The organism is Streptomyces sp. NPDC001270 (assembly GCF_042896695.1).
In the GTDB taxonomy this organism is placed as follows: Bacteria; Actinomycetota; Actinomycetes; order Streptomycetales; family Streptomycetaceae; genus Streptomyces.
Genome location: NZ_JBIAXM010000005.1, coordinates 227,943 through 243,854 on the forward strand (window position 1 = coordinate 227,943; position 15,912 = coordinate 243,854).

Consider the following 15,912-nt stretch of genomic DNA (forward strand, 5'->3'; position numbering starts at 1 on the left):
GCGGTTCGCGGACGGGGCGTCGGCCGCCGGGCCGGCGGTCTCAGACCTCCCGCCACGCGACCAGCGCCAGCCCGGGTTCGTCCTTGCGGCGGGTGAGCAGGAGCCGGCCGGTGGACGGGGCGGACGCCGCCACCACCTCGTCGTCCGCGTCGACGGCCAGCGAGACCCCGGCGTCCGCGGGGAGCGCCGGACCCGACTCGGTCCACCAGGCTCCCGCCGACTCCTGCTCGGTGGGGTATGCGGCGAAGGCGACCCGGCCGCTCGCCGCGCGCTGGGCGAGCAACGTGCAGTCGTGGCCGTCGAGTTCACAGCGCACGGCGGACACCGGGCCGGGACCCGCGGCGGGCAGCAGGGTGACCGGCGGCCCCCCAGGACGCCAGGCGCACAGATAGCCGGCCTTGTCGGTGAAGAAGAGGGTCGTGCTGTCGGGCGAGGTGGCGACGGCGTGCAGGGTGCCCGGGCGGACCGGTGTCTCCAGCGCCTGCGCCAGGGCCGGCTGCGCGCCCGGTTTCTCCTGCCGCCAGTACAGGATGCCGTCGGGGACCGCGGCGTACAGCTCCACCCGTCCCGACTCTCCCGTCACCGCCGCCAGTTCCTCCTGCACGTCACTCCCCTTGAGGTCGCGCCACGGTTCCCAGCCGCCCTTCACCTTCTGGGCGACCATGCTCACACCGCCGCCGCCGTTGCGGACGAAGACGTGGGCGCGTCCCTGGGCGTCGACCGCGACGGCCGGTGTACCGGTGCGCGCGCCCTTCTTGTTGGGGTGGCCGATCGCGGCCCAGTCGAGTGCGGCGAGCCTGGGGCGGAAGTGGGTGGAGTGCACGAGACCGGCCTCGCCGGAGACGGTGGGCCGCCAGGACACCAGGTGGGCGTAGCCGTCGGTGCCCTGTCCGACGGCGAGGACGGGGTGCAGCCGCTGTTCGCCGCCCACCTTGCGCGGGGCGTCCCAGGTGCCGTCCGGCCCGCGCTCCGCCCGGCACAGGACGGCGTCGTCCGACAGCAGGTACACACTGAGCCGGCCGTCTCGGCCGCGTATGAGCCAATCGCCGTTCACCACCTCACTCTAAGCGGCGCCCCGGGCGGCGGCCGGAGCGCCCCGGTCCGCGGCGCCGTGCGACCCTGGCGGCATGGACGTGGAATCCCCGCTGCTCGTGATCGTCGACGCCGCCAACGTGGTCGGGTCGGTGCCCGACGGATGGTGGCGGGACCGGAAGGGCGCCGCCGAGCGGCTGCGCGACCGGCTCGCCGCCGACGGACTGCCCGGCCGTGCCGCGCCCGCCGAGATCGTGCTCGTCGTCGAGGGCGGCGCGCGTGCGGTGACGTCCGTGCCCGGTGTGCGGGTGGAGTCGGCGCCGGGCAGCGGCGACGACCGGGTCGTCGAGCTGGTCGCCGGGCATCCGGACCGGCACCGGCTCGTCGTCACGGCCGACCGTGAACTGCGCCGCAGGGTCACGGAACTGGGAGCGGAGGTCACCGGCCCGCGCGCCGCGCTGGGGTGACCGGCCGGGCCGCGCCGGAGCCAGCCCGCGGACCGCGTCCCCCGGTGAGGCGGAGCGAGCGGAGCCGCGGCTGCGAACGTACCGCTGCTCCCCCGCGACCCGTGCGTACGGCCGAACGTACGGCTACTCCCCCGCGGCCCGCCCGTACAGCACCGCCCCGTCCACCTCCCCGACCTCCTGGTAACCGGCCGTCAGCAGCCGCCGCAGGCTCGGTACCCGGTCGGGGGCGTACGGTCCGCCGCGGGAGTCGTCGACCACCAGGGCCGGGGCGTGCGCGGCCAGTTCCGCGCGGAAGACCGGCCAGGCGCCCCGTACGGCGTACTTCTCGCCCACCTGGGGCCCGTTGCGTCCGCCGCTGTAGTTGGTGAGCAGGCCCGCGGTGAGATAGCGGCTGGCGGGGGTGCGTGCGGCGAGCCAGTACGTCTCCGGGTGCATGCCCCAGACGAGGACGCGGTCACCGGGCGCCGTGCGGGCGCCGACCGCGGCGGCGAGCCGCTGGGCGTGCCCCAGGTCGGTGCGGGGCGCCAGCAGCCCCCAGGCCAGGAACAGGGCGCAGCAGCAGGCGGTGGTGCGGACCGCGGCCGTGAGCCGTTCCCGGGGCAGGACCTGCGTCGCGGCGGTCGCCAACAGGGCGATCGCCGGGGTGAGTTGCAGGTAGTAGTGGCCGAAGAAGTGGAAGCCGACGGTGACGGCGGCGGCCGAGGCACCCAGCCACAGCCACAGGTCCGGCACGCCCGTGCGGGCCACCCGCAACGCGCGGAGCACCGGCGGGACCAGGCCGGCCGAGGCCACCGCGAGGATCGCCGTGTTGGTCAGGGCCCGGACCAGGACGTGCAGTTCGGAGCCGGTGAAGGAGGCGTACGCGCCGGAGCCGGTGACGGTCCAGAAGACGAAGCCCGCCGGGTCCGTGACCAGGGCCGCGCACAGTACCGGCACGGCCGTCCCCGCCGCCAGCCGCAGCACCCCGCCCGGCGGTGCGCCGTGCCGGTGCAGCAGCCACACCACCGGCACCAGCACCGCCCCGCCGGTCTGTTTGGCGAGGAAGGCGCAGGCGACGGCGGTCCCGGCGGCGCCCCAGCGGCGCCGGTCCGCGCACCACATCGCGGCGGCCGTGCAGGGCAGTATGAACACCTCGAAGGTGGCGGCCTGCGCGTCCTCGGGGTTGAGTCCGACGGACACCAGCAGGTACAGCACGCCGGCCGTGCGGCCCGCGGTGCCGCCCCAGCGGCGCCGGGCCAGGGAGGCCAGCAGCAGCGCGGTGCACAGGTGCGCGAGGATCGCCAGCACCCGCACCGGGGTGAGCGAGCCCGATCCGAACACCGCGAACGCGCCCTCGTACAGCCAGGGCACGAGCGGCGGCTTGCGGTCCACGACCGTCTCGTACAGCCGTCCGCCGTGGGCCAGCATCCGCGCCTGTACGGCGAGATAGCCCTCGTCCGGGTTCCACAGCGGCCGGGCGAAGGACGGCAGCCGGGTGACGCAGGCCAGTACCGCCAGCAGGGGCAGCAGCCGCGCCCAGTACGCCGTCCGTACGGCGACGGACCGTGGTGGGGCGGGAGGCGCGGCGAGCATGGTGAGCACGCTATCCGGACCCGGAGCCTCCACCGAAGCGGGACATACGGGGCGAGGGCTTCGCTCGAACAGGGACGCCCTGGCTCCCCGCGTCCGTTCGGGGCGTCCCCCACCGGACTTCGTCGTGCCCGCTCAGGCGCGCGGACCCTTCGCCGGGGGCGGGGCCGGGGTCTGCCCGCCGGGGGCCAGTCGGCTGTGCGTGCGGCCGTACAGGAAGTAGACGCCGAAGCCGATCACCATCCAGACGGCGAACCGCAGCCAGGTCTCGGCGGGCAGGTTCAGCATCAGCCACAAGGTGGCGACGACGGACACCACGGGGACGACCGGCACCCATGGGGTGCGGAAGGCGCGCGGCAGGTCCGGGCGGGTCCGCCGGAGGATGACCACCCCGACGGCGACGACGACGAAGGCGAACAGCGTGCCGATGTTCACCAGCTCGGCCAGTTCACTGAGGCTGGTGAATCCCGCGATGACCGCGATGACGACGCCGAGCAGGATGGTCGGCCGGTGCGGGGTGCGGAAACGCGGGTGGACATGGGAGAAGAAGCGCGGCAGCAGCCCGTCGCGGCTCATCGCGAAGAACACCCGGGTCTGGCCGAGCAGCAGGATCATGCAGACGGTCGTCAGGCCGACGGCGGCGCCGAAGCTGATCACGCCGGCGAACCAGGGGTGCCCGGTGGCCTTGAAGGCGTCGGCCAGCGGGGCGTCGATGGAGAGCTGGGTGTAGCGCTGCATGCCGGTGACGACGGCGGACACCGCCACGTACAGCACGGTGCACACGAGCAGCGAGCCGAGGATGCCGCGCGGCATGTCCCGCTGCGGGTTCCTGGTCTCCTCGGCGGCGGTGGCCACGACGTCGAAACCGATGAACGCGAAGAAGACGACGGAGGCGGCGGTGAAGATGCCCATCACCCCGAAGTTGGACGGTGCCCAGCCCGCCAGCAGTTGGAAGAGGGGCGCGTGCAGGCTGCCGCCCGCCTCGACCGGCTGTGTGGGCGGGACGAACGGCTTGTAGTTGCCGGCGGTGACGAAGAAGGCACCGGCGACGATCACGATGAGGACGACAGCCACCTTGACGGCAACGACGATCGAGGTGACCCGGGCGGAGAGCTTCATGCCGAGCACGAGGATGCAGGTGAGGACCAGGATCAGCGCGGCGGCCAGGATGTCGAAGCCGAACCCGTGCGCCCCGTCCCGGCTGCCCAGGTAGGCCGGCAGGTGCCAGCCCGCGTTGTCCAGCAGCGACCGGATGTACCCGGACCAGCCGACGGCGACCACCGCCGTGCCGAGCGCGAACTCCAGGACCAGGTCCCAGCCGATGATCCAGGCGGGCAGCTCGCCCAGGGAGGCGTACGAGAAGGTGTACGCGGATCCCGCCACCGGGACGGTGGAGGCGAACTCGGCGTAGCAGAGCGCCGCGAGGGCGCAGACGACGGCGGCGACGACGAAGGACAGGGCGACCGCGGGACCGGCGTTCTCCTTGGCGGCCTTGCCGGTCAGCACGAAGATGCCGGTGCCGATGACGACGCCGATGCCGAAGACGGTCAGGTCCAGCGCCGACAGGGATTTCTTGAGCGCGTGCTCCGGTTCCTCGGTGTCGAGGATGGACTGCTCGACCTGCTTCGTCCTGAAGAGGCTGCTGGTCACGAGGTACCTCCCGCGCTCGGCGTTCTCGACATGATCGAGAGGGGGCGTGGAACCTATGCCCCGGCACGGACGTGTTCACGCAAACGGGCCGGTTGCGTCACTCGTCGTCGGTGACGGAACCGGCCCGTCCGGGCGTTCAGTCGCGGGCCCGCTCCACGGGGTCGATCTCGGCCGTGGGCGGTTCGAAGCGGCTGTCCAGCCGGGCGACGACTCCGGTGACCTGGCGGGCGACGTCCGGTGCGGTCAGGCCGATCTCGGCGAGGACCTCGGCGCGCGAGGCGTGGTCGAGGAAGCGCGGCGGGATACCGAAGTCGCGCAGCGGTACGTCGACGCCCGCGTCCCGCAGGGCCTGGGCGACGGCCGAGCCGACGCCGCCGACCCGGGAGTTGTCCTCGACCGTGACGACCACCCGGTGCCGCTCGGCGAGGGGCGCCATGGCCTCGTCCACGGGCTTGACCCAGCGCGGGTCGACGACGGTGGTGGTGATGCCCTGTTTGTCCAGCAGGTCGGCGATCTCCAGGCACATCGGCGCGAGCGCGCCCACGGAGACCAGCAGCACGTCCGGGGTGTCGGTGCCGGGCCTGCGCAGCACGTCCATGCCGCCGACGCGGTCCACGGCCGGTACGGCGGGGCCGACGGCGCCCTTCGAGAAGCGCACGACGGTCGGCGCGTCCTCGACCGCGACGGCCTCCCGCAACTGGGCGCGCACCTGTTCGGCGTCGCGCGGCGCGGCGAGCCTGAGGCCGGGCACGACCTGGAGGATGGACATGTCCCACATGCCGTTGTGGGAGGCGCCGTCGCTGCCGGTGACGCCGGCCCGGTCCAGGACGAAGGTCACCCCGCACCTGTGCAGGGCCACGTCCATCAGCACCTGGTCGAAGGCGCGGTTGAGGAAGGTGGCGTAGACGGCGAAGACGGGGTGCAGTCCGGCGTGCGCCAGGCCCGCCGCCGAAGTGGCGCCGTGCTGCTCGGCGATGCCGACGTCGTGGATCCGGTCCGGGAAGGCGTCCGCGAACTTCTTCAGGCCGACCGGCTGAAGCATCGCCGCCGTGATGGCCACGACGTCCTCGCGCTCCCGGCCGAGCTTCACCATCTCGTCGCCGAAGACGGAGGTCCAGTCGGCGCCCGACGCCTTGACCGGCAGGCCGCTGTCGGGGTGGATGGGGCCGATGCCGTGGAAGCGGTCGGCCTCGTCCTGGAGGGCGGGCTGGTAGCCGCGGCCCTTCTCGGTGAGGCAGTGCACGATGACCGGCCCGCCGAACCGCTTGGCCCGCGCCAGCGCCGACTCCAGGGCCTCGATGTCGTGGCCGTCGATCGGGCCGACGTACTTCAGGCCCAGGTCCTCGAACAGGCCCTGCGGCGCGATGAAGTCCTTGAAGCCCTTCTTGGCGCCGTGGAGCGTGTCGTACAGCGGCTTGCCGACGACCGGGGTGCGCCCGAGGAGGTCCTTGGTGCGGGCGAGGAAACGTTCGTAGCCGTCCGTCGTGCGCAGCGTGGCCAGGTGGTTGGCGAGCCCGCCGATGGTCGGCGCGTACGACCGCTCGTTGTCGTTGACGACGATGACCAGCGGGCGGTCCTTGGCAGCGGCGATGTTGTTCAGGGCCTCCCAGGCCATGCCGCCGGTGAGCGCGCCGTCACCGATGACGGCGGCGACGTGGCTGTCGCGGCGCAGCAGCTGGTTGGCCTTGGCGATGCCGTCGGCCCAGCCGAGAACGGTGGAGGCGTGCGAGTTCTCGATGACGTCGTGCTCGGACTCGGCCTGCGAGGGGTAGCCGGAGAGGCCGCCCTTCATCTTCAGCTTCGAGAAGTCGTGCCGACCGGTGAGCAGTTTGTGCACATATGACTGGTGGCCCGTGTCCCACAGCACCTTGTCCTTCGGGGACTCGAAGACCCGGTGCAGGGCGATGGTCAGCTCGACCACTCCGAGGTTGGGCCCGAGGTGGCCGCCGGTCTTGGCGACGGCGTCCACGAGGAAGGTCCGGATCTCCTCCGCCAGCTGGTCCAGCTCCTCAAGACTGAGCCGGTCCAGATCGCGCGGTCCCCTGATGCGGGTCAGCAGCGGCACCAGTGCCTCCTTGCAGTAGAGCTGATCGAGCGTAGTCAGGCCCGAGGCAGTCTAATGTTCACCTTCCGCCGGACACGACAGTGCCCGGCACCTCAAAGGCACCGGGCACCATCTCACGCCCCCGAAGGGGCGCGGGGAACTGGGGGTCCCCCCTGTTCGAGCGAAGCCGAGAACTCGGGGGAGCGACCAGCCACGACGCCGCCGCAGCCAAGCAACGACCTATTGCGGCCGACCCCGAGCGGAGCGCTACGCGCGGCCCGCGGTCTTCTGCGTCTTGCGCGTGATGGAGTCGACGACCACGGTGATCAGCAGCACCGCCGCGGTGATCATGTACTTCACCGGCTCGGCGATGGACTCCAGCTGGAGCCCGTACTGGATGGACACGATGACCAGGACACCGAGCAGCGCGTTCCAGGTGCGGCCCCGGCCGCCGAAGAGGCTGGTGCCGCCGATGACGGCCGCGGCGATCGAGTTCATCAGCAGGTCGCCGGTGCCGGCGCTCTGGTTGGCCGAGGCGATCTTCGAGGCCAGGAACAGACCGCCGATGGCCGCGAAGCCGCCGGAGATGGCGAAGACGGAGATCCGCACCGCGGTGACGTTGATGCCCGCGCGGCGGGACGCCTCCACGCTGCCGCCGAGCGCGAAGACCTTGCGGCCGTAGGCGGTGCGCCGCAGCACGAAGTCCGTGCCCACCAGGAAGGCCACGAAGATCACCGTGGCCAGCGGCAGACCCTTGTACTGGTTGTACATGTAGGCGGCGGCGAACGAGACGACCGCCAGCAGGATCGTGCGGACCAGCGTGTCGCTCAGCGGCCGGGACGGGATGCCCGCGGCCTCGCGGCGGCGGTTGCCCAGGAACGACGTGACGAAGAACACGACGACCACGACGAGGGCCAGCCCGTAGGCGGCGGCCACGTCGGAGAAGAAGTACGTGGTGAGCTTGCCGATCAGTCCGTCGCCGTCGAGGTTGATCGTGCCGTTCTCGCCCAGCACCTTGAGCATGAAGCCGAGCCAGAACAGCAGACCGGCCAGGGTCACGGCGAAGGCGGGGGCGCCGAGCACCGCGAAGAAGAAGCCGTGCAGCGCGCCGATGGCGACGCCCGCCACGATGGCGATGACCACGGCCAGCCACTCGGGCCAGCCCTGGTTGACCGCGAGGACGGCCGCGAGGGCGCTGGCCGCGCCGCTGACCGAGCCGACCGACAGGTCGATCTCGCCGAGCAGCAGCACGAAGACGATGCCGACGGAGATCATGCCCGTGCCGACCATCGTGACGGTGATGTCGCTCAGGTTCTGCGCGGACAGGAAGTTGGAGTTCAGGCTCTGGAAGACGATGCAGATGATGATCAGGCCGAGGACGACCGGGAGGGAGCCCAGCTCACCGGCCTTCAGCTTGCGCTTGAACTCGCCGAGGTAGCCCGTCAGGCCCTGCTCGCGCACCAGCAGGCGCGGGTCGACCGCGGTCACCGCGGCGGCCGCCGCCTCGGTGTTCTCCACGACGGTCTCGTCCTGCGTGGCCGCGGAGGTCTTGTCGATGCTCACTGGGAAACCTCCCCGTTCGAGCGTGCCGCACGACGGGTCACGGCGTTGTCGGTGGCTCCGGTGATGGCGGAGATGATCTCTTCCTGCGAGGTCGTCTTGACCTCGAACACGCCGTTGTTGCGGCCCAGGCGCAGCACGGCGACCTTGTCCGCCACGGCCTTGACGTCGGCCATGTTGTGGCTGATGAGCATCACGGCGAGGCCGCGCTCGCGCAGCCGCTCCACCAGGTCGAGGACCTGGGCGGTCTGCTCGACGCCGAGGGCGGCGGTGGGCTCGTCGAGGATGACCAGCTTGGGCTCGCCGAGCATGGAGCGGGCGATCGCCACGGTCTGGCGCTGACCGCCGGAGAGCGAGGCGATCGGGATGCGGACGCTGGGAATGCGGATCGACAGGGTGGTGAGCAGTTCGCGGGAGCGGCGCTCCATCTCGACCTCGTCGAGGATGCCGCGCCGCTTCAGCTCACGGCCCAGGAAGAGGTTGCCGACGACGTCGATGTTGTCGCACAGCGCGAGGTCCTGGTACACCGTCGCGATGCCCAGGTTCTGGGCCTCGTGCGGCCGGCCGATCTGGACCGGCCTGCCTTCCCATTCGATGACACCCTCGTCGATGGGGTGCACGCCGGCGATCGTCTTGACCAGCGTGGACTTTCCGGCGCCGTTGTCACCCACCAGGGCGACCACTTCACCGGCGTGGACCTCAAGCTCTACGTCGGTGAGCGCCTGAACGGCACCGAACCGCTTGGAGACCCCGCGCAACGCCAGCACGGGCGTAGCGGACACGTGAACCATCTCCTTCGCCGCCTGACCCGGCGGGAGGTTGTGCAGAAGTTGGGGAAAATCCATCCGGCGCCCCGCGCCGAGCTTGCGGGGCTGACTGATGCGCGGGGCACCGGTGGAGCCGGGGGCGGTCGTGTCCCACACGGGGATTCAAGGGTGGATCACCGTGTCTGGAGGGACCGTGACCGCCTACTTGAGGCCGATCTTGTCGCAGGCCGTCTTGTACTTGCCCGAGCAGATCTCGGAGACGGTGTAGATGCCGTCCTTGATGACGGTGTCGTTGATGTTGGCCTGGGTCAGCGAGACGACCGGGACCAGCGTGGACGGGACGTCCTTCGCGCTGCCGCTGGAGACCTTGGTCTTGGCGACGGAGTCGAGGCTCTCGCCCTTGGCGAGCGCGACGGCCATCTCGGCGGCCGTGGCCGCCTCCTCCGGGTAGGACTTGTAGACACTCATGTACTGCTCGCCGGTGACGATCCGCTGCACGCCCGCGAGTTCGGCGTCCTGGCCGGTGACCGGCACGGTGAGGCCGGCCGCCTTGAGGGCGGTGATGATACCGCCGGCCATGCTGTCGTTGGCGGAGTAGACGCCCGCGATGTTCTTCGCGCCGATCGACGAGATCGCCGTCTCCACCTCGGAGTTGGCGTTGTCCGCCGACCACTCCGGGGTGTCGTACTCCTTGGCGATGGTGACCTTGCCGTCGAGGACGGAGTGGGCGCCTTCCTTGAACTGCTTGGCGTTCGGGTCGGTGACCGAGCCGTTGACCATGATGATCTTGGAGGACTTGGTGGCCTTGCTGCCCAGGGCCTTCAGGAGGGCCTCGCCCTGGGTCTTGCCCACCTCGACGTTGTCGAACGAGGTGTAGGCGCTGATCGGTCCCTCGGCCAGACGGTCGTAGGCGACGACCTTGATGCCGGCGTCCGCGGCCTTCTGGATCGAGTTCTGGATGGCCTTGGCGTCCACGGCGTCCACGATGAGCACGTCCACCTTGTTGGTGATCATCGTGTCGACCTGCTGCGCCTGGAGATTCGCGTCCTGGCGGGCGTTGTTGTACTGGATCTCCGCCTTGTTGTTCGTCAGCTCCTTGATCTTCTTCTCGATCAACGGGCGGTCGAACTTCTCGTAGCGCGCGGTCTTGTTCTCCGGCAGCAGCAGACCGACCTTGATGTCGTCGCCCTTCTTGGGCGAGGACGAGGAAGAGTCGTTGTTGCCCGAGTTCTTGGCGCTTCCACAGGCGGCAAGCGAAACGGCCATCGCACCTGCGGCAACGGCAACGGCGGCACGACGCATACGCGTGTTCACTTCAGAAACCTCCCTGACGAGGCCGCGTCGTTGCGGCCGAGGTGGCTGGAAGTCAACTCGGCCACACGTGCGACGTCAAGAAGTAAATCCTTAACGAGATGGCAACGGTGTCAGCCGTTCTCTAAGTGAAGGCGGGTGTCGCGGTGGGCAGGGTGCCGTCCAAAAGGGTTGAATCACCCATCTCGCTGAGCGCCAGGGCGAGCGCCCCCAGCACCTCGGCACGGCCGCCGAGCGCCCCGGGAAGGATGGAGAGCTGGCGCGCGGCGCTGGGGATGGCATAGCGCCCGACCGACTCCCGGATGGGGCCGAGCACCAGCTCTCCGGCCTCGGCGAGGTCCCCGCCGAGGACCACCCGGCTGGGGTTGAGCAGATTGCACAGGTTGGCCACCCCGCTGCCGACGTGCCGGCCGACGTCGGCGACCACCCGGCGGCAGCCCGGGTCGCCGTCCCGGGCCATCCGTACGACGGCCTCCATGGTCAGGTCGGCGCCGTGGCTCGGCTGGAGCAGCGGGAGCACGTAGCGCGCGGCCGTGAAGGTCTCCAGGCAGCCGCGGTTGCCGCAGCGGCAGACCGGGCCGGACTCGTCGAGCGTGATGTGGCCGATCTCACCCGCCGTGCCGCCGGGGCCCCGGTAGATCTTGCCGTCGATGACCAGACCGGCGCCGACGCCGCTGGCGACCTTGATGTACGCCAGGTCGCGCACGCCCCGGCCGCTGCCCCAGACCAGCTCGCCGAGGGCGCCCAGGTTGGCGTCGTTGTCGACGTGCACCGGAACGCCGAGCCGCCCCCGCAGCTCCTCGGCGGGCCTGGTGCCGGACCAGCCCGGCAGGATGGCGGTGGAGCCGAGGGTGCCCGACTCGACGTCGATGGGGCCGGGCACGCCGAGGCCCACGCCCGCGACCTTCGCCCGGTCCACGCCGGTCGCGTCGATCAGCCGGTTGACCAGTTCCTCCGCCCGGTCGAAGCCCTGCGCGGCGGACGCGTCGACGTCCAGCGGCTCGGACTCCTCCGCCAGCACCTGGTGCGCCAGGTTCCCGATCGCGACGCGCAGGTGGGCGTGGCCGAAGTCGACGCCTATGACGATCCCGGCGTCTCCGCTCAGCGAAACGCTCCGGGCCCGCCTGCCACCCGCCGAGGTGGGCGTCACCTCGACGGTTCCGCCGTCCTTGAGTTCCCGCACGATGTTGGAGACCGTCGCCGCGGACAGGCCGGTCGTCCGCGCGATCTCCGCCTGCGTGAGCGACCCGGCCAGCCGCACGGCCCGTACGACTCGTTCCAGGTTGGCTCGGTGCAGCGACGACTGCGACCCCGGAGTCTCCATCGACTCATCCACTCCCGCCATCGGCCGGGCGGCCCCAGCGCCGCCCGTGGCCCAGGTCACATCTGCGGAACCGGGCCACTTACAAGTTATGAACTCCAAGCTCTGCTGAAGGGGTTGCCGCAGTCAAGTCCTTGACGTAAATCGCTGTCACTTCGTCGTTCGCGCCGGGGACACCCGACGGACCCGCCCACGCCACTCCAGCAGGGCGGCAGCGGCCTCGTGGCGCCTCCCGCGGCCCTGCCGCCGACCGCCGCGAGCCCTCGTCCGACCCGCCCACGGCGCCTCCCCGCCCCTTCACCCGCGGAACCCGGACCGCCCCTCACACCCCCGCCCCACCGGCGACGAGGGAACCTGTGTGCGAATCACACCCGCGAATCCGCGACCGGTCCGACGGAGGCACGGCAGTACCCCGAGGGGGTTCCCGTACGGGACCGGCCGCCCCGAGGCGGCCCGACGCCCGGCAGCGACCCCGAAGGACCGCAGGGAACCGGGCGTCACCGGGCCGGCCGGGCCACGCGTTATTTCAGCGCGCCTGCCGTCAGCCCCTGCACCACCTGGCGCTGGAAGACGATGTATGCGGCCAGTACCGGCAGCATCGCCATCACCAGCCCCGCGAACAGTCCGGACCAGTCGCCCTTGTATCCCTGGCTCACCGCGAGCTGGACCAGGCCCTGGGTCAGGACGCGTTTGTCCGGATCGGTGTTCAGCACGGTCGGCAGCATGTACTGGTTCCACTGGCCCAGGAAATTGAAGATGCCGACGCTGATCAGGCCGGGCTTGGCCATGGGCAGCATGATCTGGAAGAACGTCCGGGAGTGGGACGCGCCGTCCACGAAGGCGGCCTCCGCCACCGACGTCGGCAGCGTCCGGAAGAACGCCGTCAGGAAGAACACCGTGAACGGCAGCGAATACGCGATGTAGACCAGGATCAGCCCGTGGATCGTGTTCAGCAGCCCCATGTTGTTCACGACGTAGAACAGCGGGACCAGCGCCAGCATGATCGGGAAGCTCATGCCGCCGACGAACAGGTAGTAGATGAAGCGGTTGCCGGGGAAGTCGAAGCGGGCCAGGACGTAGGCCGCCATCGAGCCGAGCACCAGGGTGCCGATCAGCGAGCCGGCCACCACCAGGACGGTGTTGAGGAAGTAGTCGCTCATGTTGGCCTGGGTCCAGGCCCGCGACCAGTTGTCGAAGTGCAGCTTGTCCGGCAGCGACCAGGGCGAGGAGAAGATGGACCGGTCGTCCTTGAAGGAGGTCATCACCGCCCACAGCAGCGGTGTGACCACCATGATCGCCCAGATGACCAGGAAACCGTGCGAGAAGGCGTTGAGTGCCTGGCCCTCCTTCTTCCGTCCGGGCCGCCGCGCGGCGGACGGGTCCGTCCTGGTCACCGGCGCGCCGGACTCGGCCGGCACGGGAGCGGGGGTCTCGGTCGTCTTCATCGGATCAGAACTCCAGCCGCTCGCGACGGCCCAGCCGCATCACGATCGCCGCGAACGCGAGCGTGACGACCAGCAGGGCGACGCCGATGGTGGTGGCGTAGGCGGCCTGACCGTCCCGGAACGCCTTCTGGTACACGTACAGGACCATCACCGTGGTCGAGTAGTCGGGGCCGCCCGGTCCGGTCGTCATGATCTGCACGACCGCGAACGACTCGGCGCCCAGGGCGAGGATGCCCATGTAGACCCAGCCCGACTGCACGGTGTCCCACAGCAGGGGCAGGGTGATGCGGGAGAACGTGGTGAAGCGGCTCGCGCCGTCCAGCAGGGCCGCCTCGTACAGGTCGGCGGGGATCGACGCCATGCCCGCCGAGAACAGGACCACGAAGAAGCCGGTGGTCGACCAGACCAGGACCGCCATCACGCACCACAGGGCGAGGCTCGGGTCGCCCAGCCACAGCGGCTGGAGGCCGTCGAGGCCGATGCCGCGCAGCACCGAGTTGATGGCACCGCTGTCCGGGTTGTACGCGAAAGCGAACAACAGGGCGACGATCGCGATCGACAGCACCTGGGGGAAGAAGTAAACGATCTTGTAGAAGGAGGAGCCCCGGACCCCGGTGACCACCGGTCCGCCCCTCCGGTGCCGGCCGCCCACGTTGATCATGAAGGAGAGGAACAGCGCCAGACTGATCGTCACCAGTGGGAGCACCACCGCGAACAGCAGGCTGTGCCGCAACGACTTCCAGAAGATGTCGTCGTGGACCATCCTCGTGTAGTTGTCGAGGCCCACCATCTTGAAGTCGGGGCTCAGCCCGGTCCAGTCCGTGAACGAGTAGTAGATGGACTGGATGAAGGGCCAGACGACGAAGAGGGCGTAGAGCCCCAGGGGCACCACCAAGAACCCCGCGATGAACCGGTACTTACCGTGCTGCATGACTGCCGCCCTCGATCTCCCCGCGAGTGCCGTCACCAGGGCCCGCCCCGCGCGCTCGGCGAGGCGGACCCTGGTGACGGATCGTCACTGGTGCTTGTAGTGCTTGATCGACGTGTCCTTGGCGGCCTCGTCGGCGAAACCCTGGATCTTCTTGACGGCCTCCGCCGGAGTGAGCCGGCCGGCCATCATCTCCCCCAGACCGGCCACGCCGATCTTTTCCTTCTCCAGTTGCACGTACCAGTCCTGGAGCCGCGGGTTGACGACGTTCTGGCCCGCCTTCTCCAGCGCGGCGACACCGGACTTGAGCCCCGGGGTCAGGGTGATCCCGGTGGTGCCGCCGTTGTACGCGCTCAGCGACCTCGCCTTGACGGTGAAGTTCTTCGACGCGGCCTCACCGAGCATGATGCGCAGCTGCTCCATGCCGCCCGCGCCGTTCTTCGCGTGGGCCGGGACGATGTAGGGCTCACCGCCGGAGGCCCAGATGGTGCCGAAGGGCAGCTTGTCGGAGCCGTCGATGCCGGAGGGCGCGGAGACGGCGAGGCCGAAGTCGGCGGGGATGACGTTCGCCGACTCGTTCTCCACCCAGGAGCCGTTCGGGATGAACAGCGCCTTGCCCTCGGCCCAGGCGGTCTGCGACTGGATGTGGTCGAGGCCGGGGGTGCCCTTGAGGACGTAGCCCTTCTTGTACAGCTCGTAGTACGCCTCGAAACAGGTCTTGACCGCCGGGTGCTTCCAGGCGTTCGGTTCGAGGTTGTCGATGGCGTCGAGCACCTCCCGGCCGCCGACCTTGCCGATCATCGGGTAGAGCGAGAAGGGGAGGTAGTACGGGTACTTGCCGGCGTACGTCCAGCCCGCCATGCCCTTCTTCTTGGCCTTCTCGCAGACCGCGAGCATCTGGTCCCAGGTCTGCGGGTACTGCTCGTCGAGCGCGCTCAGGGCCTTCTGCGAGTACCAGACGCCGTACACCGTGTAGGCGTAGTAGAGGATCCAGACCTGCTCGCCGTCGAACTGGCCCATCTCGACGATGCCGGGGCGCAGCGTGTCGCGGACCTTCTTGTCCGGGTCGTCGAACGAGGGGGCGTCGAGCAGCGGGGTGAGGTCGGCGAGCTGCTTCTTGCCGACCAGGACGCCCATGTCCATCTGCTCGGCACCGGAGTTGTCGATGAGGTCCGGCGGGTTGCCCTGGTTGAAGCGGGGCTGGAGCGTCGACTGGATCTTCTGGGTGGTGGAGAACTTCACCGTCGCCTTCGGGAAGTCCTTCTCGTAGACCTTGACGGCGTCCTGGCCGTACTCCTTGCCGTAGCCGCCGTCGAAGAGGACGAACTCCATCTGCGCGCTCTCGTTGACCGCGAGCGGGTTCTTCGCCGTCTTCTTGCCTGCGGCGGCCTTGTCCTGACTGTCCCCACCGCTGCTCGCACAGGCCGACAGGAAGCCCGCCGCGGGAAGGGTGAACAGACCGAGGGCCGCGGAGCGTCTGATAAGATCACGACGGCCGAGGCCATCGCCACCGTGATTCGCTGCGGAAGTGGATCCCATGCTCAAGTCCTCGCCTTCTCCAGGACTCAGGCGGTGAACCGGATCCTCCCCGGCACCGCTCGTCGGGTAGCGCTGGGTCGTGCAGGAAATGCCGACAGGTATAGTCCAGTTCCCGGCGGCCGAGCAACATCATGCGCAAGGTTGACCATGGGTCTTTTCCGAGTTGAGACCTCCCGGAAATATGGGCCCACTGTGAGCGTCTTGCCCGAAAAATCCACGACATACAGCCCCGAATGCCACAGGCAACACCCTTGACATCATCGGTCACTTGACTCCCTA

The 15,912-nt window shown here is 70.0% G+C and carries 12 protein-coding genes; 1 reads left to right on the plus strand and 11 read right to left on the minus strand.

Going from position 1 to position 15,912, the window contains the following annotated elements; genetic code table 11:
* Positions 1-40: 40 nt before the first annotated feature.
* The gene (locus tag ACFY2B_RS10995; RefSeq protein ID WP_390762838.1) at positions 41-1,054 is read right to left on the minus strand and encodes a hypothetical protein; all 1,014 of its coding nucleotides are present in this window, start codon (positions 1,052-1,054) and stop codon (positions 41-43) included.
* Between the two features lie 73 nt (positions 1,055-1,127).
* Between ACFY2B_RS10995 and ACFY2B_RS11000 the strand changes: the two genes are divergently transcribed.
* The gene (locus ACFY2B_RS11000; protein WP_390762839.1) at positions 1,128-1,499 is read left to right on the plus strand and encodes an NTP pyrophosphohydrolase; all 372 of its coding nucleotides are present in this window, start codon (positions 1,128-1,130) and stop codon (positions 1,497-1,499) included.
* A gap of 123 nt (positions 1,500-1,622) precedes the next feature.
* Here the strand turns inward: ACFY2B_RS11000 and ACFY2B_RS11005 are convergent, their stop codons facing one another.
* The 10 genes from ACFY2B_RS11005 to ngcE all read right to left on the minus strand — a co-directional run bounded on the left by ACFY2B_RS11005 (position 1,623) and on the right by ngcE (position 15,633).
* Positions 1,623-3,071, minus strand: coding sequence for an ArnT family glycosyltransferase (locus tag ACFY2B_RS11005; RefSeq protein WP_390762840.1), 1,449 nt, complete (start codon positions 3,069-3,071; stop codon positions 1,623-1,625).
* 132 nt (positions 3,072-3,203) lie between these two features.
* Positions 3,204-4,718: an amino acid permease gene (locus ACFY2B_RS11010; RefSeq protein WP_390762841.1), complete on the minus strand. Its 1,515-nt coding sequence runs from the start codon at positions 4,716-4,718 to the stop codon at positions 3,204-3,206.
* Between the two features lie 136 nt (positions 4,719-4,854).
* Complete coding sequence (gene dxs / locus ACFY2B_RS11015; protein WP_390762842.1) at positions 4,855-6,783, minus strand: 1-deoxy-D-xylulose-5-phosphate synthase; 1,929 nt, start codon at positions 6,781-6,783, stop codon at positions 4,855-4,857.
* Positions 6,784-7,029: 246 nt separating this feature from the next.
* On the minus strand, positions 7,030-8,325 hold the full coding sequence (locus ACFY2B_RS11020; RefSeq protein WP_390762843.1) for a sugar ABC transporter permease: 1,296 nt from the start codon (positions 8,323-8,325) through the stop codon (positions 7,030-7,032).
* Entirely contained in the window at positions 8,322-9,113 is a 792-nt protein-coding gene (locus ACFY2B_RS11025) for an ATP-binding cassette domain-containing protein (RefSeq protein WP_376523619.1), read from the minus strand. Before ACFY2B_RS11025 ends, ACFY2B_RS11020 begins: the two co-directional genes overlap by 4 nt.
* Positions 9,114-9,290: 177 nt before the next feature.
* The gene (locus tag ACFY2B_RS11030) at positions 9,291-10,391 is read right to left on the minus strand and encodes a substrate-binding domain-containing protein (protein ID WP_390762967.1); all 1,101 of its coding nucleotides are present in this window, start codon (positions 10,389-10,391) and stop codon (positions 9,291-9,293) included.
* Positions 10,392-10,524: 133 nt separating this feature from the next.
* A complete protein-coding gene (locus ACFY2B_RS11035) occupies positions 10,525-11,724 on the minus strand; it encodes an ROK family protein (RefSeq protein WP_390762844.1) in 1,200 nt (399 codons plus the stop codon).
* A 518-nt stretch (positions 11,725-12,242) separates the two neighbouring features.
* Complete coding sequence (locus ACFY2B_RS11040; protein WP_390762845.1) at positions 12,243-13,166, minus strand: carbohydrate ABC transporter permease; 924 nt, start codon at positions 13,164-13,166, stop codon at positions 12,243-12,245.
* A 4-nt stretch (positions 13,167-13,170) separates the two neighbouring features.
* Positions 13,171-14,097, minus strand: coding sequence for a carbohydrate ABC transporter permease (locus ACFY2B_RS11045; RefSeq protein ID WP_390762846.1), 927 nt, complete (start codon positions 14,095-14,097; stop codon positions 13,171-13,173).
* An 84-nt stretch (positions 14,098-14,181) separates the two neighbouring features.
* Positions 14,182-15,633, minus strand: coding sequence for an N-acetylglucosamine/diacetylchitobiose ABC transporter substrate-binding protein (gene ngcE / locus ACFY2B_RS11050; RefSeq protein WP_390762847.1), 1,452 nt, complete (start codon positions 15,631-15,633; stop codon positions 14,182-14,184).
* Positions 15,634-15,912: the final 279 nt, after the last annotated feature.